Source organism: Streptomyces sp. NPDC004435, from assembly GCF_042873895.1.
Taxonomy (GTDB): Bacteria; Actinomycetota; Actinomycetes; order Streptomycetales; family Streptomycetaceae; genus Streptomyces.
Genome location: NZ_JBIAMB010000001.1, coordinates 387038 through 408411, shown reverse-complemented (window position 1 = coordinate 408411; position 21374 = coordinate 387038). Strand labels below are relative to the sequence as shown.

The window sequence follows — 21374 nt, the reverse complement described above, 5'->3', positions numbered from 1 at the left end:
GGTCAAATTCGCCCGTCCGGGTGCGGACCGCCCCGGTGGGCCCCTTCGGAAGGGGGCCCACCGGGGCGGGACCGGCTCAGTCCTGGGCCGGCGCCGCGGTCTTCTCCGCGGCCTTCTTGGCCGTGGTCTTCTTGGCGGCGGTCTTCTTCGCCACCGTCTTCTTGGCCGCCGTCTTCTTCGTGGCGGCCTTCTTGGCGGTGACCTTCTTCGCCGTCTTCCGGGCGGCCTTCTTGGCCGCCGGGGCGGCCTCGCCCTCCTGCTCGGCCTCGGCCTGCGGCTCCTCGGCCGGGGCGGCCGCGGCCACCACGATCTCGGCGGCCTCGGCACCGGCGGGGGCGCCGGCCGGGGCGGTGGCCTTGCGGACCACCCGGCGGCGGGCTCGCGGCGCGGCGGCCGCGGGGGCCTCCTCGGCGACGGGCTCGGCGACCGGCTCGGACGCGGCCTCCACGACCGGCTCCGCCACGGCCTCCGGCTCCGCGGCCACGACGGGCTCCGCCACGACGACGGCCTCGACGGCCGGCTCGCCGGCCGTCGACACGACCGGGGAGGTCGCGCGACGGGTGGCACGGCGGCGGGTACGCGGCGCGGGCGCCGCCTCGACGGCCTCGGCGACCGGCTCCGGCGCGGGCTCCGCCGCGACGGGCTCGGCCACGACGGGCTCCGGCTCCGCGATCGGGGTCGGGGCGGGGGCGGCGGTCGGGGTCACCGGCGCGGTCACCTTGCGGGTGACCCGGCGGCGGCCACGGCCCCGGGTCGCGGCGGCCTCGGCCTCGGCGACGCTGCCGTACAGCTCCTCGTCCGGGGCGATCGGGACCGGCACGGCCACCGGGGCGGCCAGCTCGGCCGCGACCTCGGCCTCGGTCTCCGCGGAGACCTCCGCCTCGTGCGTCTCGTGGGCGTGCTCGTGGCCGTGGTCGTGGCCCTCGCCGCCGCGGCCGCGCTTCTTCGAGCGCTTGCCGCCACCGCCGCCGCCGTGCGTGGCCGGCTGCTCCATGTGGACGATGACACCGCGGCCGTTGCAGTGGACGCAGGTCTCGGAGAAGGACTCCAGGAGGCCCTGGCCGACCCGCTTGCGGGTCATCTGGACCAGGCCCAGCGAGGTGACCTCGGCCACCTGGTGCTTGGTCCGGTCGCGGCCCAGGCACTCCAGGAGACGGCGGAGCACCAGGTCGCGGTTGGACTCCAGGACCATGTCGATGAAGTCGATGACGACGATGCCGCCGAGGTCGCGCAGGCGCAGCTGGCGCACGATCTCCTCGGCCGCCTCCAGGTTGTTCCTGGTGACAGTCTCCTCCAGGTTGCCGCCCTGGCCGGTGAACTTGCCGGTGTTGACGTCGACGACGATCATCGCCTCGGTCTTGTCGATCACCAGCGAGCCGCCGGACGGCAGCCAGACCTTCCGGTCGAGCGCCTTCATCAGCTGCTCGTCGATCCGGTAGGTGGCGAAGACGTCGACCTCGCTGGTCCACCGCTGGAGGCGGTCGGCCAGGTCGGGCGCGACGTGCGAGACGTAGCCGTGGATGGTGTCCCAGGCGTCGTCACCGCTCACGATGACCTTGGAGAAGTCCTCGTTGAAGATGTCGCGGACGACCCGGACGGTCATGTCCGGCTCGCCGTAGAGCAGGCTCGGCGCGGACGTCGAGATCTGGCCGGCCTTCTTCTGGATGTCGGCCCACTGCGCCTGGAGGCGCTCGACGTCGCGGCGCAGCTCGTCCTCGCTCGCGCCCTCGGCGGCGGTGCGCACGATGACGCCCGCGTCCTCGGGGACGATCTTCTTGAGGATGGTCTTCAGGCGGGCGCGCTCGGTGTCCGGGAGCTTGCGGCTGATGCCGGTCATCGAGCCCTCGGGGACGTACACGAGGTAGCGGCCGGGCAGGGAGACCTGGCTGGTGAGGCGGGCGCCCTTGTGGCCGATCGGGTCCTTGGTGACCTGCACCAGGACGGACTGGCCGGACTTGAGGGCGGACTCGATGCGGCGCGGGCCGTGGCCCATGCCGAGCGCCTCGAAGTTGACCTCGCCGGCGTACAGGACGGCGTTGCGGCCCTTGCCGATGTCGACGAAGGCGGCCTCCATCGACGGCAGCACGTTCTGGACCTTGCCCAGGTAGACGTTGCCGACGTACGAGGTGGCCTGCTCCTTGTTGACGTAGTGCTCGACGAGCACGTTGTCTTCCAGGACGCCGATCTGGGTGCGCTCGCCGTTCTGGCGGACGACCATCACGCGCTCGACGGCCTCGCGGCGGGCGAGGAACTCGGCCTCGGTGATGATCGGGACCCGGCGGCGGCCCTGCTCGCGGCCCTCGCGGCGGCGCTGCTTCTTGGCCTCCAGGCGGGTGGAGCCCTTGATGGACTGGACCTCGTCCGCGCCGGTGCCGGGTTCGGCCTTCTCACGGGCCGGGCGGGGCTCGCGGACCTTGACCACCGTGCGGACGCCGTCCTCGTCGGTGGTCTCGGCCTCGCCGGAGGCGTCACCGCTGCGGCGGCGACGGCGGCGGCGACGGCGGGAGCTGCTGGAGCCGCCGAAGCCGGACTCGTCGTCGGCGTCCTCGGACTCGCCCTCGGCCTCGTCCTCGGCGTGCGGCTCGTCGGACTCGTCGCCCTCCTCGGCCTCCTCCGCCTCGGCGGACTCGCCGCGGCGGCGGCGACGGCCGCCCCGACGGCGGCGGCGGGAGGGGCGGTCGCCGTACTCGTCGCCGTCCTCGGCCTCCTCGGCCTCCTCCTCGGCCTCGTCGGCGACGTGCTCGACCTCGGGCTCGTCGGCGACGGTGGACGGGACGGGCTCGACGGCGACGGGCTCGCCGCGGCGGCGGCGACGGCGACGGGAGCCGGTGTCGGCGGGCTCGACGGCCTCGACCGTCTCGACGACGGTCTCCTCGGCCTCCTCCGGCTCCTCCTCGACATCGGCGGCAGCGGCGGCGGCGAAGGCGGCGGTCTCCGGCGTCTGGAACATCGGCTCGGCGAAGACGGGGGCCTGGAAGACGGCGACGGCCGGGCGCTCGGCGCGGCGGCGGCGCGGGGCCTCCTCGTCGGTGGGCGGCTCGGAGGTGAACTGCGGCGTGCTGACGCGGCGGCGGCCGCGGCCCCGGGTGGCGGCGGCCTCGGCGGCGGCGACGTCGGCGCCGTGGGAGGCGATCTCCTCGACGGTGTCCTGGGGCAGCTCCTCGCCGGAGGTCGGCGCGGCGAGCTCGGCCGCCACGTCCGCGGTGACCTCGGGGGCGGCGGAGCGGCGAGTGGCGCGGCGGCGGGTGCGGGCGGGGGCGGCCTCGGCCGGCTCCTCCGCCTCGACGGCGGGGGCGGCGGCCGGGGCCTCGGCCACGGACTCCTCGACCGGGGCCGGGGAGGCGGCCGGGGCGCTGGCGCGGCGGGTGGCGCGGCGGCGCGGGCGCGCCGGAGCGGCCTCGGGCTCGGCGGCGGCCGGGGTCTCGGCGGCGGGCTCCGCGGTCTCCTCGGCGGGCGTCTCCTCGGCGGCCGGGGCCGTCACGGGCGCGGTGGCCTTGCGGGTGGCGCGGCGGCGGGTGCGGGCGGGGGCGGCCTCGGCGGGCTCCTCCGCCTCGGCGGCGGGGGCTGCGACCGGGGCCTCGGCCACGGGCTCCTCGACCGGCGCGGCGGCGGCCGCCGGGGCGGCGGTCTTGCGGGTGGCGCGGCGGCGGGTCCGGGCCGGGGCGGCCTCGGCGACCGGCTCGGCGGCGGGGGCCGCGGTGGGCTCCACGACCTCGGCGACGGCCTCGGCGGTCTCGCCGACGGCCGTCACCGGCGGGCCGGCGGGCCGGGAAGCGGCGCGGCGCCGGCGGCGCGGCGGCAGCTTGTCGCCGGGTGCGTCGCTGTCGTTGTTCTCGGCGGTCTCGTTGGTGTTTTCGAGCATGCGGGCGGTTCTCCCGTCACGCTCCCGGGCGCCGCGTCGGATTCCGGTGGCGGCACGAACGCGCTTCGTGCGCGGTGCCGCCGTCCGGGGCGCGGGCGCCGCACGGGAGCTGAATGTCTGGCTCGCCGGTTCCGTACACCCGATGCGTACGGCCTGGCGAAAGTCTTCTGGTCAGTGCGCCGCCCGACCCAGGTGGCTCCCGAGTGCCAGGGCTGCGCTCGACGTCGTCCCCTACGCGGGGCCTGCCTCCGGCGCCGTCGCCGGGGCGGTCGCGGCGGCCGTGGATGGGGCGGCCGTGACTGCCTCGCGGTCGGGCGCGAGCGGGTCGGTCACCGTGCCGGACTCCTCGTCGAAGAGCCCCTGCGCCAGCCTGGTCACCGCTGCGGGGACCGGCGGCGCCAGGTCGGCCACAGCTCGGAGACCGGACAGGACGTCGTCGGGTCGCACGGCAGGTGTCACGTGCCGAACAACCAGCCGCAGTATCGCACAGGCATCGGTGGCGGGCCTATCACCCTGGGGACGGTCCGCGACGAGACCGGCGACCGCGGAGCGGGTGTCGAAGGTACGGATGCCGTTCTTGGTCTTGCGCTGCACCTCCACCGTCTCGGCGGCGAGGAAGGCGTCGACGGCCTTGCGTGCGTCGTCGACGGCGACGCCGTCGAGCCGGAGCTCCCACAGGGAGGCGGTGAGCCGGTCGGCGAGCCCGGAGGTGTGGGCCTCCACGGCGTCGGTGATGTCGAGGCCGGCCGGGAGGGACTCGTCGAGCAGGGCCCGCAGGGTCTCGGGGTCGCGGCGCTCGGTGAGGGCGATCTCCAGGAACTCGGCCTCGGAGCCCGTACCCGTGGGGGCGGCGTTGGCGTACGACACCTTGGGGTGCGGGGTGAAGCCGGCCGAGTACGCCATGGGCACCTCGGCGCGGCGCAGGGCGCGCTCGAAGGCGCGCTGGAAGTCGCGGTGGCTGGTGAACCGGAGGCGGCCGCGCTTGGTGTAGCGCAGTCGGATGCGCTGCACCGCCGGTGCGGGCGGCGGGCCTTCGGGCTGTCGCTTGCCCAGTGGTTCTTCTCCTCGGTGCGGGGCGGGCGCGGGTGGCGTTCCGCCCGGAAGCTCTTCGGCGTCCCGTGGGCTCCCGCCCGGACCACCCCCGCCCGGGGCGGGGAGATCTCGGGGGCGGGCGCCGCGCCGTGGACGTTCGTTGTACTACCCAGAGTACGCGCCCGGGCCACCTCGGGTTCCCGGGCGGGGCGCCCGGGACGTGGGCGGGCGGGTCAGCGGGGGCCGCCGAAGAGAGCGGTCCACACGTCGCGGGTGGCGGTGCGGACGGCACGCCCGAAGGAGGCGAGCGGCGCCCACACCCAGGTGCGCAGCCAGTGGCCCAACGGGGTGAGGAGCACCCGGTACACCCAGGCGAGCGGGCGGCCGATCGCGTTCCACAGCACCCAGCGGATCGCCAGGCCGACGGCCCGCGAGATCCGCCCGGCGATCCGCCAGGCCCAGGCGAGGGCGGCGCCGACGTAGCGGCAGACGGGGCCGAGCACATAGCGCCAGAGCAGGCGGAGCGGGGTGACGACGAGGAGGTCGACGACCCACCAGAGGGCCTTGCCCACGGGGAGGAGGACCCATTCCCACAGCCATCGGAGGGGAATCACGAGCAGGTGGTGGAGCAGCCATCCCAGCGCACGGCCGACCGGGACGAGGACCCACTCCCACAGCCATCGGAGCGGAATGACGACGACGTAGTGGAGCAGCCATCCGAGCGCGCGGCCGACCGGGGCGAGGATCCAGCGCCACAGCTGCCGGAAACACCAGGCGAGAGCGTCCCAGACCAGCCGGAGGGGCAGGACGACGACGAGGGCGATGGCGCGCGCCACCCCCGTGAGGCAGCCCGGGTTTTCCGTGTCCATGCCCAGAACGACGTGCCGGGCCGACCGTCGGGTTCCGGTCACGGCTGTCGATACCAAGGCGTTACGAGTCGGCGTCCCCGGGGCATCCGTACGGAGGCGGACGCACCTCCCCGCCTCAGGGTCACGGCCCCGTAACCTATAGGTGCGTCACCTCCGTGCTCGACGCACGTTCCGTAGGCCCCTACGTTCGGGGCCCTCCACCCGTAGACTTCGAGGCTCGGCGTGAAAATATCCTTCCTTCTGGCGGACCGCTGTCACATCGGCGGCGTAGTGAGCGCCACCCACAACCTGGCCAAGGCCCTCGTGGAGAACCACGAGGTCGAGCTGGTGGCGCTCCGCCGCAACCGCGACCAGGCGTTCTTCCCGCTCGATCCCCGGGTGAAGACCCTCGCCCTGACCGACTACCGGAAGCACTCGCACACCTACGACGGGGACGACCCGCAGATCGACGTCTTCCCGCACATCTACCCGAACGACCCGTCGGACAAGAAGCCGTGGATCAGCCGCCTCGCGGAGAAGCGGCTGCTGGAGTACCTGGCGACGACCGACGCCGACGTGGTGGTCAGCGCCAACCCCAGAATCACGATCATGCTGGCGTACGCCGAGGGCGACTACCTCAAGGTCGCGATCGAGCACTCGCGCCCCGCGCAGTACGGACCGCACATCCGGGACGCCCTCTTCGCGGACGCGTACCCGAAGATGGACGCGATCACCGCGCCGACGCCGGAAGAGCTGAAGACCATCGCCCGCCACGTCCCCGGCGTGCGGCACATGCTCGCAGAGCTGCCCAACTGCATCCCGGCCCACGAGGGCCGGATGTCCACGGGCGAGAACAAGATCGTCGTCGCCGCGGGCCTGCTCAAGCCGCACAAGGGCTTCGCCGACGTCATCGAGGCCTTCTCCACGGTGGCTCCGCGCCACCCGGACTGGAGCCTGCGGATCTACGGCTCCGGCCCCGAGCACGCCAACCTGCGCAGGAAGATCGACGAGACCGACAGCAACAACCAGGTCTTCCTCATGGGCCCGGCCACCCCGGTCATCCCCGAGTTCGCCAAGGCGTCCCTCTTCGTGCTCCCGTCCGAGCGGGAGGCGTTCGGCAACGTCACCGTCGAGGCGATGGCGGCCGGCCTCCCGGCGATCTGCTACGACGCCCCGCACGGCCCCCGCAACATCATCACGCAGGGCGAGGACGGCTACGTCGTCCCCGTCGGCGACAAGGAAGCGCTCGCCGAGCACATCGAGAAGCTGATCTCCGACGACGACCTGCGCCGGAAGATGGCCACGGCTGCCGTGGCCAACGTGGTCCGCTTCCAGGAGGCCGCCATCGCCGAGCGCTTCGAGCGGCTCGTCGAGACCATGCGAGCCCGCCGTGCCGTCCCGCGCGAGGCCGCCGCCGCGGTCACCCCGCAGGGCGACGTCCTGGTCCGCGTCGACGGCCTGGCCGCCGGCAGCGACGCCCGGCTGGTCTGCAAGGACGTCCGCAAGAAGGCCGAGGACGTCGTCCTGCCCTTCGTCGGCGGCGAGGCGCTGGTCCCCGCGGTCGGCAGGCTCGCCGAGGGCGACTGGGAGCTCACCATCAGCGCCGTCGACTCCGATCTGCCGCTGCACTCGACCGGCTGCGACACCACGTACATCCCGTCGATGAAGCACCACCGCCCGGAGGGCCCGGCCCTCTCGCTCCTGCTGCCGTACGCGCACACGGACGGCACCCTGCGCGTCCAGAGCCGCGTGCGCGCCCAGCACGTCGAGGTCGCCACCGTCAGGGCCGGCGCCACCTCGATCGTCGTGGACGCCGCCGCCTGGGGCGTCGGACTCGGCGGCGACAGCCTCGTCGAGGCCGTCCACCGCGAAGAGGCGGACAAGAACTTCACCCTCCCGGTGAAGCCCGGCGCCGACGGACACTTCACGGTGACCCTCGACAACGCCGCCGCGGCCCGCCTCCACACGAGCGGTACCGAGGACATCTGGGAGCTGTGGCTGCTGCCCGACCAGGAGTCCGCGCGGATCCGCATGTGCAAGCTCGCGACGGAAGTCCTCGCCCCGATGAACGTCTTCACCTTCCGCTACCCGGTCGTCAAGTCCTCCGGCGCGCCGATCAGGGCCGACGCCGAGACCAAGCCGAAGGCCGGCGGCTGGCGCGGTCGCCTCGCCGCCGCCCCCGCGGCCGTGGCCGGTGTCGGCGGCCCGCACCACGAGCTGCGCCCGTACTTCGCCAGCAACGGCCAGCTGTCGCTGAAGATCGTCGACAAGAAGTAGCGCGGAACGGCGAGAGGGCCCCGGCCCGCAGGGAGACCTGCGGGCCGGGGCCCTCTTCCGTGCCGGGGGTTACAGCGGCGCGCCGTCCCGGGCCGTCTTGAACATCAGGTCGGCCAGACGCTCCGACGCGTGACCGTCGTCGAGGTCGCAGAAGTTGTGGTGGAAGGCGTCGTACTTCCCCTTGTACTCGGCCGCGACCTCGTCGATGTCGAGGATCGCCTGGATGAGCTCGTCGGAGGTGCCGATGAGCGGGCCGGGGGCGTCCTGCTCGAAGTCGAAGTAGAAGCCGCGCAGGCGGTCCCGGTAGTGCTCCAGGTCGTAGGTGAAGAACAGCATCGGACGCTTGAGGTGGGCGTAGTCGAACATGACCGAGGAGTAGTCCGTGATCATGACGTCGGCCGCCAGGTACAGGTCCGCGATGTCCGGGTACTCCGAGACGTCGAAGACGAAGCCGTTCCCGGCACCGGGGACGAGGTCCACGATGTTCGAGTGGCGGCGCACGAGGAAGACGTGGTCGTCGCCGAGGCGGCGGCGGGCGTCCTCCAGGTCGACGCGGAGGTCGAACTTGAAGTGGCCGCGGCTGTGCGACAGGTCGTCACGCCAGGTCGGCGCGTACAGCACGACCTTCTTGTCCTTCGGCAGGCCGAGCTTCTCCTTCACGGCCTCGGCCCGCTCGTCGCGGTCCTCGGCGTAGAGGTAGTCGTTGCGCGGGTAGCCGGTCTCGGCGATCAGGCCGTCGTAGCCCATGGCGCGCTTGAGGATCGGCGTGCTGAAGCGGTTCGACGAGACGAGGATGTTCCAGTTCGCCGACTCCTGGACCAGGCGCGCGTGGTAGTTCGGGTCGAACGCCGGGGCGCTGATGTCCAGGCCGATCTTCTTCAGCATCGTGCCGTGCCAGGCCTGCACGATGACCTGGCCCTCGCGCCGCTTGATCCAGTGCGGCAGGTGGCCGTTGGTGACGATGTAGCGGGCGCGGGCCAGCGCCTCGTACCAGTCGGTGCCCTGGAAGCGGACCGCCTTGAGCGTGTCGGGCAGCTCGACCTGGCCGTCACGGACCGCCCACAGGTGCTCGACGTCCGAGCCCCGCCGCAGCAGCTCCTCGTGGAGCGCGCGGGGGCTGTCCGAGAACTGCTTGCCGTTGTAGCTGATGTACAGGACCTGGTCGCGCAGCGGCAGCCTGCGGGCGTTCTCGTACACCTCCTCGCGGAGCTGGAACTGGCGGTTGGGTCCGCGCTCCAGGTCGTTGAGGTCCGGCAGGCAGATGAGCTGCGCGTGGTCCTGCCAGAGGATCTCCAGCCGGTAGTCGCGGCCGTCCGCGGCGCCCTTCAGGGGGAACTGCGACACAGCGAGCCGGTCCGCGACGAGCGTCAGCTGCGGGTCGGTCTCCTCCGCGCCGTCCAGGCGGAAGACCCAGCGGCCGGTCTTCAGCGGCAGGTTGCCGGAGGCGCCCGACATCCGGGAGGGGCGGAAGGAGGCCTCGAAGGTGCCGTCCGCGTGCACGGTCAGCGGGACCTTGCGCTCGTCGAAACGGCTCTTCGCGCTGACGACCAGGTGGTAGCCCTTCAGGTCCGCCGGGGCCGTACCGCGGATCGTGAACGTGCCGTCGGACTCCGCGACGTCGGTGATCTTGCCACGCAGCGGACGGCCCGAGAACTTGAAGTAGCCGTTGGTGCCGCCGATGACGGCGACCTCGTTGAGGTCGGCGCCCTCACCGAAGGACTTGGGCAGGCGGATCTGGAGGTCGGCGACGCCGTCCTTGATCACGGTCTTGACGTTCCGCGGGCGCTGCCCGGGCTCCTCGATGCGGATCTGGGTGCTCCAGTTGCGACGCATGGTCTTCGCGGCGTCGGGGGTGGCGGCGTCCAGGTGCTCGGGGAGCAGGGCGATCTCGCGGAGCGGGACGCGGGCACGCAGCTGCTGGTGCCTGCCGGACCGGGAGAGGACCTCGGCCGGGTAGAGAAGGACCTCTCCGCTGCCCTGGTTGATGACCCGCAGGAAGAGCTCGGTGCCCTCGGCGACGGCCTCGCGGAAACCGCACTCGACGACGAGTTCGTCACCCTCGTGACGGAAGGCCGTGACGAGGGCCGAGACCTTCTCGACGCGCAGCTTGAGCGCGGCCTTCCGCACCTCGGGGAGCAGGCGGTAGTCCTCGTCGAGCCACTGGTAGGGCGGGTAGGAGAGGCGGTCGTAGCCGTACGAGTGCACGGAGCGGGAGCGCACGAGGCCACCGGACATGACGCGCATGCCGACGTGCCAGATGGCTTCCTGCCACTGGTCGCCCTTGCGCAGGCGCGCCGGGTCGATGACGGTCTCCCAGCCGGCCCAGTCGAAGTTGTGGCCGCGGCCCTTGTGCCCGGACTCGGTGGTGGCCTCGGGGGCGAAGGTGTTGCCGAGCGGGATGAGCGTACGTCGCTGGCTGCCGTCCTTCTTCAGCTGGAGCAGCTTGACGACGCTGCGCTTGCCGGAGTGGTCCACGCGGTCGATCCACGCGTGGCCGGCCATCTTCAGCTTGCCGTCCTCCCAGCACAGCTCGGTGAGCGGGGCGCGCAGCTGGAGCTCCTTGTCGACCCGGAGGAGCTTCTTGGGGACCAGGTCCGGCTGGGTGTCGAGCGCGGAGTACTTGGCGTACTTGCGCAGGACGCCCTCGAGCGGGACCGGCTCGCCGATGCGCTCGGCCTGGACGAAGGCGATGAGCTCCTTGACGGCGCGCTTGCGGGTGAGCAGCCACTTGACGCGCAGCGGGGTGGGGAGCGTCTCGATCAGGCTGAAGTCGATGCCGTCGAGGAACTCGTTGGTCGTGCGCATGAACTCGGCGTGGTATTCCGCGTCGCCGTCGGGCATGACGTTGAGGAAGATGCGCAGGTCGCCGGTGAGCACCGTGCGGTCGTAGTCACGCTTCAGGGCCTCGGCGCCCGGCTGCTCGGCGAGGAAGCGGCTGACGCCCGTCACGGCGGACGCGCGGTCGCGGACGGCCTTGGGCACGTTGCGGCGCTGGGTGATCGACGGGTTGGAGACGCCGTCGCGGAGCCTCCAGTAGTACGTGGTCTGGCTGATGACGTCGACGGACTCGGCGAGGTACAGGGCCGGGATGGTGACCGGGATGTCCTCGTACAGCACACCCTCGGGGAAGCGGAACGCGTGCTGGTCCCAGAAGGAGCGGCGGAAGACCTTGTTGCAGGCGATGCGGTCGTTGAGCAGGATCCGCTTCTTGCGGACGTGCGTCTTGCGCACCGTGCCCTGCGAGATGAAGCGGTGCATCGGCGACTGCCACACCTTGGTCGAGTTGATGTGCTCGACGTTGCCCGCGGCGAAGGAGGACTGGGTCTCGTCCAGCGTCTCGACCATGATCCGGTAGGCGTCGGGCGGGATCATGTCGTCGCTGTCGACGAAGGCGAAGTACTCGCTCTCCGGGGACAGGGCGTCGAGGCCCGTGTTGCGCGCGGCACCCAGGCCGGCGTTCTCCTTGCGGATCAGCCGGAAGCGCTCGTCCCGCTCCGCGAACTCCGCGGCTATGGCATTCGACTCGTCCGTCGACCCGTCGTCGATCATCAGCACTTCCAGGTCCTGGAAGGTCTGGACGGCCAGCGAGTTGAGGCAAGCGGGCAGGTACTCCGCCACGTTGTAGATCGGGACGATGACACTGAGCCTGGGAGTCATGTAGTTCTGCGTTCCTTTCCGGTTCAGACCCGCTCGACAGGCTCGAGCGTCTGAGAGAGTGACGGGCAGTGCTCTCGGTTGTTCCAGCGGGCTCGTAAGAGGTGTCCTCCCCGTCCCAGAGGGGAGGTCCGCCGGCCCGCTGCGTCCCGGCGCCGGAGCGCAGCACCGCCACAGCTCTTCAGAATAGACGATGGTCCCCCCGGCTGTTCGAGCCCGATTGGCCCGCACCTCACCCACTGGGAGCACGCTGTTCACCCGGTCGGAGGCCCGTGCGGGCACCCGCGTCCCCGAGAGGCGTTCGAGTACTCCTGTCATACTGCGCTTGAGCGGTTCGACTGAGGAGAGACACACGGTATGCCGTCTGCAGCTACCCCCCGGTTCAGCGTGATCATCCCGGTCTACGGGGTCGAGGGCTACATACGCGAGTGCCTCGAATCGATCACCTCGCAGAGCTACCCGGACTTCGAGATCATCGCGGTCGACGACTGCTCGCAGGACAGCAGCGGCGCCATCATCGACGAGTTCGCCGCCCGCGACGCGCGCGTCCGCGCCGTCCACCGCGAGCAGAACGGCGGCATCGGCGCCGCCCGCAACACCGGCGTCGAGCACGCACGCGGCGACTACCTCCTCTTCCTGGACGGCGACGACTCGATCCGCCCCGGCTCCCTCGAAGCCCTGGCGCGGCGGCTCGGCGAGGCCCGGGACCCCGCGATCCTCGTCTTCGACCACGTCCGCACCCACGTCGACGGCTCCGTCGAGCCCAGCCGCAGCGGCCCGATCCTGGCCGGTATCCGCGGCGAGGAGGTCGACCCCGTCGACCACCTCGAACTGCTGCGGCTCTTCGCCGTCGTCTGGAACCGCGTCTACCGCCGCGACTTCTTCACCACCGGCGGCTTCCGCTTCACCGACGGCCTCTACGAGGACGCGCTCATGGTCTACACGACCATGGCCGCCGCCCGGCGCGTCGCCGGCCTGGAGTACGTCGTCGTCGAGTACCGCCAGCGCCGCCAGGGCAGCTCCATGCGGAGCAGCTCGCCGCGCAAGCACTTCGTGATCTTCGAGCAGTACCAGCGGGTCTTCGACCAGCTCGAAGGCCGCCCGGGCCTCGACGAGTACCGCAAGATCGTCTTCGAGCGGATGGTCAGCCACTTTCTCTACACCCTCGCCCGCGGCTTCCGAATACCGCGCAGCCACCGCCGCGCCTACATCCGCGAGGCCGGCAAGCTGTACCGCAGGAACGAGCCCAAGGGCTTCACCCCGCCGCCCGGCATCACCGGCCTGAAGTTCAAGGTCCTCAGGACCGGCTCGTACGCGGCCTTCGAGTCGCTCAAGGCGGCCAACGGCACCCGCGAGACCACCTTCCGCGCGCTGGGCCGGTCGAAGCGCTGGGGCGGCCGCAAGGCCCTGAAGACGTACTACGCGGTGCAGCGCAGGCTCCCCGTGGACGAGAACCTCGCCGTCTACTCCGCCTACTGGGGCCGCACCCCCGGCTGCAACCCGCTCGCCGTCCACGAGGCCGCCAAGAAGGTCGCGCCGAAGCTGCGCGGGGTCTGGGTGGTCAACCAGGCGTACGCCGGCAAGCTGCCCGCGGGCATCACCCGGATCGCCCCCGCCACCTTCGGCTACTGGAAGGCCATGGCCCGGGCGAAGTACCTGGTCAACAACGTGAACTTCCCGGATTCGGTGGTCAAGCGCCCCGGCCAGGTCCACCTCCAGACCCACCACGGCACCCCGCTGAAGCGGATGGGCATGGACCAGCAGCACTACCCGGCCGTCGCCAGGAGCATGGACTTCGACAAGCTCATGGAGCGGGTGGACCGCTGGGACTGGAGCGTCTCCTCCAACCAGCACTCCACCGAGCAGTGGGAGCGGGTCTACCCGGCGCCCTTCCGCACCCTCAACACCGGCTACCCGCGCAACGACGTCTACTACCGGGCCGGCGCCGAGGACGTGCGCCGGATCCGCGGCGCGCTGGGCATCGCCCCCGGCAAGAAGGCGATCCTGTACGCGCCCACCGTCCGCGACCACCAGAGGGACGCGTTCGTCTCCCGTCTGGACCTCGCCCGCTTCGCCCGCGAGCTCGGCCCCGACTACGTCCTCCTGGTCCGCGCCCACTACTTCTACGGCGCCGACCGGGAGCTGAGCGCGCTCGCCGAGCGGGGCGCCCTGGTCGACGTCTCGCGCCACCCGTCGGTGGAGGAGCTGTGCCTCGCGGCGGACGCGCTGATCACCGACTACTCGTCGATCATGTTCGACTACGCCAACCTCGACCGGCCGATCGTCACCTACGCCGACGACTGGGAGATGTACCGCACCTGCCGCGGTGTGACCTTCGACCTGCTCTCCGGCGAGCCCGGTGACACCCCCGGTGTGATCGCCACCACGGAGGACGAGCTGATCGAGGCGTTCCGCGGCGGCGCCTGGGCCGCCGAGCCCGCCGCCGAGCTGCGCCGGGCCTTCCGCGAGCGCTTCTGCGCCTGGGACGACGGCCATGCCGCCGAGCGCGTCGCCCGCGCCGTCTTCCTGGCCGAGAACACCCCGACCCCGCCCGTGGTCCCGGTCGCCGAGCGCACCCCCGCCCCCACCCCCGAGGCGGCGGAGACCGTCACCACCCGCCCGGAACACATCACGAGCTGACCCCGGCACCCGCGCACGAGAAAGGGGCGCCCGGACGGAGTTCCGTCCGGGCGCCCCTTTCTCGTGCGTGCGGGGACCTACTTGACCACGGAGAGCGGCAGCAGCTTCTTGCCGGTGGGGCCGATCTGGATCTCGGTCTGCATGGAGGGGCAGACGCCGCAGTCGAAGCACGGGGTCCAGCGGCAGTCCTCGACCTCGGTCTCGTCGAGGGCGTCCTGCCAGTCCTCCCAGAGCCAGTCCTTGTCGAGGCCGGAGTCCAGGTGGTCCCAGGGCAGGACCTCCTCGTAGGAGCGCTCGCGGGTGGTGTACCAGGCGACGTCCAGGCCGAACTCGGGGAGGGTCTTCCCGGCGCACTCCATCCAGCGGTCGTAGCTGAAGTGCTCGCGCCAGCCGTCGAAGCGGCCGCCGTCCTCGTAGACCGCGCGGATGACGGCGCCGATGCGGCGGTCGCCGCGGGAGAGCAGGCCCTCGACGATGCCGGGCTTGCCGTCGTGGTAACGGAAGCCGATCGAGCGGCCGTACTTCTTGTCGCCGCGGATCTTGTCGCGGAGCTTGCGCAGGCGCTCGTCCGTCTCCTCCGCCGAGAGCTGCGGGGCCCACTGGAAGGGGGTGTGCGGCTTGGGGACGAAGCCACCGATGGAGACGGTGCAGCGGATGTCGTTCTGGCCGGAGACCTTGCGGCCCTCGGCGATCACGTTCATCGCCATGTCGGCGATCTGGAGGACGTCCTCGTCGGTCTCCGTCGGCAGGCCGCACATGAAGTACAGCTTCACCTGGCGCCAGCCGTTGCCGTACGCGGTGGAGACGGTCCGGATCAGGTCCTCCTCCGAGACCATCTTGTTGATGACCTTGCGCATGCGCTCGGAGCCGCCCTCGGGGGCGAAGGTGAGACCGGAGCGGCGGCCGTTGCGGGTCAGCTCGTTGGCGAGGTCCACGTTGAAGGCGTCGACGCGGGTCGAGGGGAGCGAGAGGCCCACCTTGTCCTCGGTGTACCGGTCGGCGAGGCCCTTGGCGATGTCGCCGATCTCCGAGTGGTCCGCGGAGGAGAGGGAGAGGAGGCCGACCTCCTCGAAGCCCGTCGCCTTGAGACCCTTCTCGACCATCTCGCCGATGCCGGTGATGCTTCGCTCCCGCACGGGGCGCGTGATCATGCCGGCCTGGCAGAAACGGCAGCCGCGGGTGCAGCCGCGGAAAATCTCGACGGACATGCGCTCGTGGACGGTCTCCGCGAGCGGGACGAGGGGCTGCTTGGGGTAGGGCCACTCGTCGAGGTCCATGACGGTGTGCTTGGAGACGCGCCACGGCACACCGGACCTGTTGGGCACGACACGGCCGATGCGGCCGTCCGGCAGGTACTCCACGTCGTAGAACCGCGGGATGTAGACGCTGCCGGTCCTCGCGAGGCGGAAGAGGACCTCCTCGCGGCCGCCGGGCCGGCCCTCGGCCTTCCAGGCGCGGATGATCTCGGTCATGTCGAGGACGGCCTGCTCGCCGTCGCCGATGATCGCCGCGTCGATGAAGTCCGCGATCGGCTCGGGGTTGAAGGCGGCGTGGCCTCCGGCGAGCACGATGGGGTGGTCGACGGTGCGGTCCTTCGACTCCAGCGGGATGCCCGCCAGGTCGAGGGCCGTGAGCATGTTGGTGTAGCCCAGCTCGGTGGAGAAGGACAGGCCGAAGACGTCGAAGGCGCCGACCGGGCGGTGGCTGTCGACCGTGAACTGCGGGACCTTGTGCTCGCGCATCAGCTCTTCGAGGTCCGGCCACACGCTGTAGGTGCGCTCGGCGAGGACGCCCTCGCGCTCGTTCAGCACCTCGTAGAGGATCATGACGCCCTGGTTGGGCAGACCGACCTCGTACGCGTCTGGGTACATCAGCGCCCAGCGGACGTCGGCGGACTCCCACGGCTTGACCGTGGAGTTCAGCTCTCCACCGACGTACTGAATCGGCTTCTGCACGTGCGGGAGCAGAGCTTCGAGCTGCGGGAAGACAGACTCGGCAGCAGACATCTCGAACCTTCGTGAGCTGGCAGGGGGGCGACTCTCCAGCGTACCCCGTCGCTCAGCGGCCCAGTGCCGCCCGGAGTCCGGGGGCGACGGCCCGCTTCCACACCCCCGGCAGCCTCCGCTCCTGGGCCTCGGCGGCGGCCTCCTGGCGGGCGTGGAGAACGCCCCAGGTGAAGGAGGGTTCGCCGGCGGATTCGGCCTGGTGGGCGAGATCGTCCAGGGCGGCGCGGGCGACGACCGTGTCCTGGTGGTCGCCGAGGAGGCTCTGGACGGCCTTCACCCGTTTGGCGAACCGTTTCGCGGGCTTGCCGAGGGAGGGTACGGCGGCGTCGGCGGCGTAGCGGGCCCGTTTGGCGGCCTTGCGGGCCTCGTGGAGGGCGAGGTCGCGTGCGTGGCCGGGGGCGAGGGCGAGCGCGGTGCCCATCCGGCCGGCGAGGCGGCGGTGGTCGCGGCGGATCGCCTTCGGCAGGACCCTGGCGGCCTTCTTCCGGGCGGCGGGGCGCAGCGGCGGGTCGGCGAGCAGTGCGTCGAGGGCGTCGAGGAGCGCGAGGTGGCGGGGCGAGTCGAGGGCGTCGAGGGCGCGGTGCCGGGCGGCTCGGGAGCGGGCGTTGCCCCAGGTGCGGAGCCGGCCGCGGACGGGGCCGTGGCGCAGCTCGCGGGGCAGCGCGTCGAGCGCTTCGCCCAGCCGGGCGTCCAGGACCTCCTGGTCGCGGGCGTGGCCGAGCTCGCCGGCGAGCCACTTCAGCTCGTCGCCGATCGGATCGGTGACGTCCCGGTCGAGGACCTTGCGGTAGGTCTTGAAGGCGCTGCGGAGGCGGCGGCAGGCGACCCGCATCTGGTGGACGGAGTCGGGGAGCTCCCGGCGGACGGCGGGGTCGAGCCGGACGACGGCCTCGGCCTGTTCCCGTACGTACGCGAGGACGGCGGCGCCCGCCGTGGAGTCGCCGGCCGTCTCCGCGGGGTCGCGGGGCTCGGGGGCGAGGCCGGTCTCGTCGAGGGCGCGGGCCAGTTTGGAGGGGGCGTCGGAGGGGTGGATGCCGGCTTTCCCGAGCCGTTTCTCGACGGCGTCGAGGACCTCCGGGTCGGTGTCGCCGGCGAGCTCGACCTCGATCTCGGTCCAGGCGGCCGAGCCCCCGTCGCCGAGGAGCCGGTCGGCGCGGACGGTGTCCACGGAGAGCTCGGCGAGGATCGTGCCGTCGGCGTCCCTCAGGTGCCGCACGTCGCGGGAGGAGCGGAGCCGGACGACGGGGACGACCTCGGCGTGGCGGAGCCGGGAGCGCAGGAGCTCCGCCAGGGAGGGCGGGAGGGTCTCCGAGAGCGGGGCCCTGATCTCGTCGCGGACACCGGCGGCGACCGGGAACTTCACGTGCCAGCCGGCGTCCTTCCCCCCGGTGCGGCGCCGAAGGGTGAGGGAGTCGGCCGCGAGTCTCAGGTCGGCCGTGTCGTAGTAGACGGCGTCGAGCTCCATGACGCCCTCGCCGGTGACCGCCGCGACGCCGGCGGCGCGGGTGAGGTCCGGCAGCCGGGTGTCCGCGGTGGCTTCGTACTTCCGCTCGATCTCGCGTGTGGTCTCCGCCATAGGTCGAATCTAACCGCCGGGGCGGCCCTCCATGCGTCCTCGCGCCGGATCGGGCCGCCGGGGCGGTGGCGGATCAGGCGGTCATCGGGCGTTGCACCCGGATCGACTGGAGGAGTCCGATGGCGACCCAGACGGCGAACATGGAGGAGCCGCCGTAGGAGACGAAGGGGAGCGGCAGGCCGGCGACGGGCATGATGCCGAGGTTCATGCCGATGTTCTCGAAGGCCTGGAAGGCGAACCAGGCGACGATGCCGGCGGCGACGATCGTGCCGTACAGCTCGGTGGTCTCGCGGGCGATCCGGCAGGCCCGCCAGAGGACGATGCCGAGCAGCAGCAGGATGAAGCCGGAGCCGACGAAGCCCAGCTCCTCGCCGGCGACGGTGAAGACGAAGTCGGTCTGCTGTTCGGGGACGAACTGGCCGCTGGTCTGGTGGCCGTTGAAGAGGCCCGCGCCGTAGAGGCCGCCGGAGCCGATGGCGATGCGGGCCTGGTTGGTGTTGTAGCCGACGCCGGAGGGGTCGAGGTCGGGGTTGGCGAAGGCGGCGAAGCGGTTGATCTGGTACTCGTCGAGCATGCCGAGGGCGGTGACGAGGACCGCGCCGCCGATGCCGGAGAAGATCAGGCCGAGGACCCAGCGGTTGGAGGCGCCGGAGGCGAGCAGGACGCCGAGCACGATCACGATCATCACCATGACCGAGCCGAGGTCGGGCATGAGCATGATGATGCCCATGGGGAGGGCGGCGAGCACCAGGCACTTGGCGACGGTGCCGTGGTCCGGGTGGAGCTGGTCGCCCGCGTCCACCTTCGAGGCCAGCAGCATCGCCATCACCAGGATGATGGTGATCTTGACGAACTCGCTGGGCTGGAGCGAGAAGCCGCCGCCGACCACGATCCACGCGTGGGCGCCGTTGATGGTGGCGCCGAGCGGGGTGAGGACGGCGAGGATCAGCACGATCGACAGGCCGTAGAGGACCGGGACGGCGCCGCGCAGGGTGCGGTGGCCGAGCCAGACCGTGCCGATCATCAGCGCCACGCCGATGCCGGTGTTGAGCAGGTGCCGGAAGAGGAAGTAGTACGGGTCGCCGTTGTTCAGCTCGGTACGGCCCCGGGTCGCCGACCACACCAGCAGCGAGCCGATGAGGGAGAGCGCCAGGGCCGAGAGCAGGATCGGCCAGTCGAGCCGGCGCAGCACCGAGTCGCGGGCGGTCAGCCGGGCGACGGTGCCGCGTTCGGGGGCGTAGCGGGAGACGGAGAAGCTCGTCCGCGTCGGCATCGGGTCAGTCCCTCCTGTTGGGGGGCGTGCCCGCGAGCGGCGGCGGCGCGGCGCCGTTCTGCTCGTTCGGGTCGACCAGCTGGGACTTGGGGTCGTACGCCTTGATCGTCGGCGCGTCGATGGTGCCGTCGGCGTCGACCTTCGGCAGCGTCTTCTGCGGCCCGGGGAGAAGGGCGCGCTTGAGGTCCTGGTTGCCGGCGTCGTCGAGGCCGTAGAGGGCGTCGTAGATGTTGCGGACGGCGGGGCCGGAGGCGCCGGAGCCGGTGCCTCCCTGGGAGATGGTCATGACGATGGTGAAGTCGTCGGTGTAGGTCGCGAGCCAGGAGGTGGTCTGCTTGCCGTAGACCTGGGCGGTGCCGGTCTTGGCGCGCATGGGGATCTTGTCCTGGGGCCAGCCGCCGAAGCGCCAGGCGGCGGTGCCGCCGGGTTCGACGACGGAGCGCAGGCCCTTGTCGAGGTCGCGGACGGTCTCGGCGTCGACCGGGAGCTTGCCGTGGGCCTTGGGCCTGATCTCGCGGACCTGCTTGCCGTCGGGGCTGATGATCGCCTTGCCGACGGAGGGGTCGTAGAGGGTGCCGCCGTTGCTGATGGCCGCGTAGATGGTGGCCATCTGGATGGGGGTGACGAGGACGTCACCCTGGCCGATGGCGAAGTTGATGCTGTCGTACGCCTTCAGCTGGTTGCCCTCGAGGCAGTTCTCGTACGCGATCTGCTCGACGTAGCTGCCGCCCTTCTTGCCCTGCTTGCACCAGGCGTCCTTGTTGGCCTCCCAGAACGCCTGCTTCCACTGGCGGTCCGGAATCCGGCCCTTGACCTCGTTGGGCAGGTCGACGCCGGTCTCCGAGCCGAGGCCGAAGTCGCGGGCGGTCACGTAGAACCAGTCCTTGGAGTCCTTGTTCGCCGTGATGCCGCCGTCCTTCTGCCACTCCTTGTGGCCGAGGGCGTAGAAGACGGTGTTGCAGGAGTACTTGAGGGCGTCGCCGAGGGTGATGGGGCCGTGTCCCTGGGACTCGAAGTTGGCGAAGCTGCGGCTGCCGAGGCTGTAGGAGGCGCTGCAGTTGTACTTGTCGTTGAAGTCGTAGCCCGCGCGGACGGCGGCGCTCGCCGAGATCACCTTGAAGATGGAGCCGGCCGGGGCCTGGCCCTGGATGCCGCGGTTGAGCAGCGGGTAGTTGGAGTTCTTGCTGGTCAGGGCGGCGTAGTCCTTGGCGGAGATCCCGCCGATCCAGACGTTGGGGTCGTAGTCGGGCTGGGAGGCCATGGCGACGACCCGCCCGGTCCTGGTCTCCATGACGACGACGGCGCCGGAGTCGGCCTCGTACTTGCGGCCGGTGATCTTGTCGGTCTCGCCGCGGACCGTCTTCATGGCCTGCGCGAGCTCGTACTCGGCGACGGACTGGACGCGGGCGTCGATGCTGGTGACCAGGGTGGAGCCGGCCACGCCCGGGTCGGACTTGGTCTGGCCCATGACGCGCCCGAGGTTGTCGACCTCGTAGCGGGTGACGCCGGCCTTGCCGCGCAGCTCCTTGTCGTAGGTGCGCTCGATGCCGGAGCGGCCGACCTGGTCGGAGCGGAGGAAGGGCGAGTCGGTGTCCTTGGCCTTGGTGATCTCGTCGTCGGTGACCGGCGAGAGGTAGCCGAGGACCTGGGCGGTGCGGGCCTTGCCGGGGGCCGGGTAGCGGCGGACGGCGGTGAGCTCGGCGGTGATGCCGGGGAAGTCCTCGGTGCTCTCGCGGATGGTGAGCGCCTGCTGGACGGTGGCCTCGTCGGTGACCGGGATCGGCTGGTAGGGGGAACCGTTCCAGCAGGGCTTGGGCGTCTTGGAGTCGCAGAGCCGGATCTTGTTGACGACGTCCTCGGGCTTCATGTTCAGGACGCCGGCGAGCCGGGTGAGGACTTCCTTGCCGTCGTCCTTCATCTTCATCAGCTCGGTGCGCGAGGCGGAGACCACGAGCCGGGTCTCGTTGTCGGCGAGCGGGACGCCGCGGGCGTCGAGGATGGAGCCGCGGACGGCCGGCGTGACGACCTGCTGGATGTTGTTGCTCTTGGCCTCGTCGGCGTACTCCTTGCCGTTGCGGATCTGGAGGTACCAGAGCCGGCCGCCCAGGGTGAGCAGCAGCGAGAAGACGAGGACCTGGATGACGATGAGCCGGGTCTGGACCCGTGGGGTCCGTCCGGTCTCGGGGATGTTGCTCATGCTGCCGGT

The 21374-nt window shown here is 71.6% G+C and carries 10 protein-coding genes; 2 read left to right on the top strand and 8 right to left on the bottom strand.

The genetic code is table 11. The features are described from left to right. Window positions 1-76: 76 nt before the first annotated feature. The 3 genes from ACFYT9_RS01725 to ACFYT9_RS01715 form a co-directional block, all read right to left on the bottom strand. Window positions 77-3862, bottom strand: a complete 3786-nt coding sequence (locus ACFYT9_RS01725) for a ribonuclease E/G (protein ID WP_389160261.1) — start codon at window positions 3860-3862, stop codon at window positions 77-79. A gap of 231 nt (window positions 3863-4093) precedes the next feature. Then, window positions 4094-4873 carry a TIGR03936 family radical SAM-associated protein gene (locus ACFYT9_RS01720; RefSeq protein WP_389160258.1) on the bottom strand — a complete coding sequence of 260 codons (780 nt, stop codon included), beginning with the start codon at window positions 4871-4873 and terminating at the stop codon, window positions 4094-4096. 254 nt (window positions 4874-5127) lie between these two features. Beyond that, window positions 5128-5763: a hypothetical protein gene (locus tag ACFYT9_RS01715; RefSeq protein ID WP_389160255.1), complete on the bottom strand. Its 636-nt coding sequence runs from the start codon at window positions 5761-5763 to the stop codon at window positions 5128-5130. A 270-nt stretch (window positions 5764-6033) separates the two neighbouring features. On the opposite strand from ACFYT9_RS01715, the gene ACFYT9_RS01710 reads away from it, so the two are divergent. Beyond that, window positions 6034-8019, top strand: coding sequence for a glycosyltransferase (locus ACFYT9_RS01710; RefSeq protein ID WP_389160253.1), 1986 nt, complete (start codon window positions 6034-6036; stop codon window positions 8017-8019). Window positions 8020-8088: 69 nt separating this feature from the next. On the opposite strand, the gene ACFYT9_RS01705 is transcribed toward ACFYT9_RS01710, so the two are convergent. Further along, window positions 8089-11676 (bottom strand): CDP-glycerol glycerophosphotransferase family protein, encoded by a 3588-nt coding sequence (locus ACFYT9_RS01705; protein ID WP_387280501.1) that lies wholly within the window; start codon window positions 11674-11676, stop codon window positions 8089-8091. Window positions 11677-12030: 354 nt separating this feature from the next. On the opposite strand from ACFYT9_RS01705, the gene ACFYT9_RS01700 reads away from it, so the two are divergent. Further along, window positions 12031-14313: a CDP-glycerol glycerophosphotransferase family protein gene (locus ACFYT9_RS01700; RefSeq protein ID WP_389160251.1), complete on the top strand. Its 2283-nt coding sequence runs from the start codon at window positions 12031-12033 to the stop codon at window positions 14311-14313. 77 nt (window positions 14314-14390) lie between these two features. Here the strand turns inward: ACFYT9_RS01700 and ACFYT9_RS01695 are convergent, their stop codons facing one another. The 4 genes from ACFYT9_RS01695 to mrdA all read right to left on the bottom strand — a co-directional run bounded on the left by ACFYT9_RS01695 (window position 14391) and on the right by mrdA (window position 21365). Next, on the bottom strand, window positions 14391-16319 hold the full coding sequence (locus tag ACFYT9_RS01695; protein WP_387271392.1) for a TIGR03960 family B12-binding radical SAM protein: 1929 nt from the start codon (window positions 16317-16319) through the stop codon (window positions 14391-14393). A 52-nt stretch (window positions 16320-16371) separates the two neighbouring features. Next, a complete protein-coding gene (locus ACFYT9_RS01690) occupies window positions 16372-17895 on the bottom strand; it encodes a CHAD domain-containing protein (protein ID WP_389160249.1) in 1524 nt (507 codons plus the stop codon). Between the two features lie 73 nt (window positions 17896-17968). Then, window positions 17969-19168, bottom strand: coding sequence for a rod shape-determining protein RodA (rodA, locus tag ACFYT9_RS01685; RefSeq protein ID WP_376600308.1), 1200 nt, complete (start codon window positions 19166-19168; stop codon window positions 17969-17971). Window positions 19169-19172: 4 nt separating this feature from the next. Next, window positions 19173-21365, bottom strand: a complete 2193-nt coding sequence (gene mrdA, locus ACFYT9_RS01680) for a penicillin-binding protein 2 (protein ID WP_389160247.1) — start codon at window positions 21363-21365, stop codon at window positions 19173-19175. Between the last annotated feature and the right edge of the window lie 9 nt (window positions 21366-21374).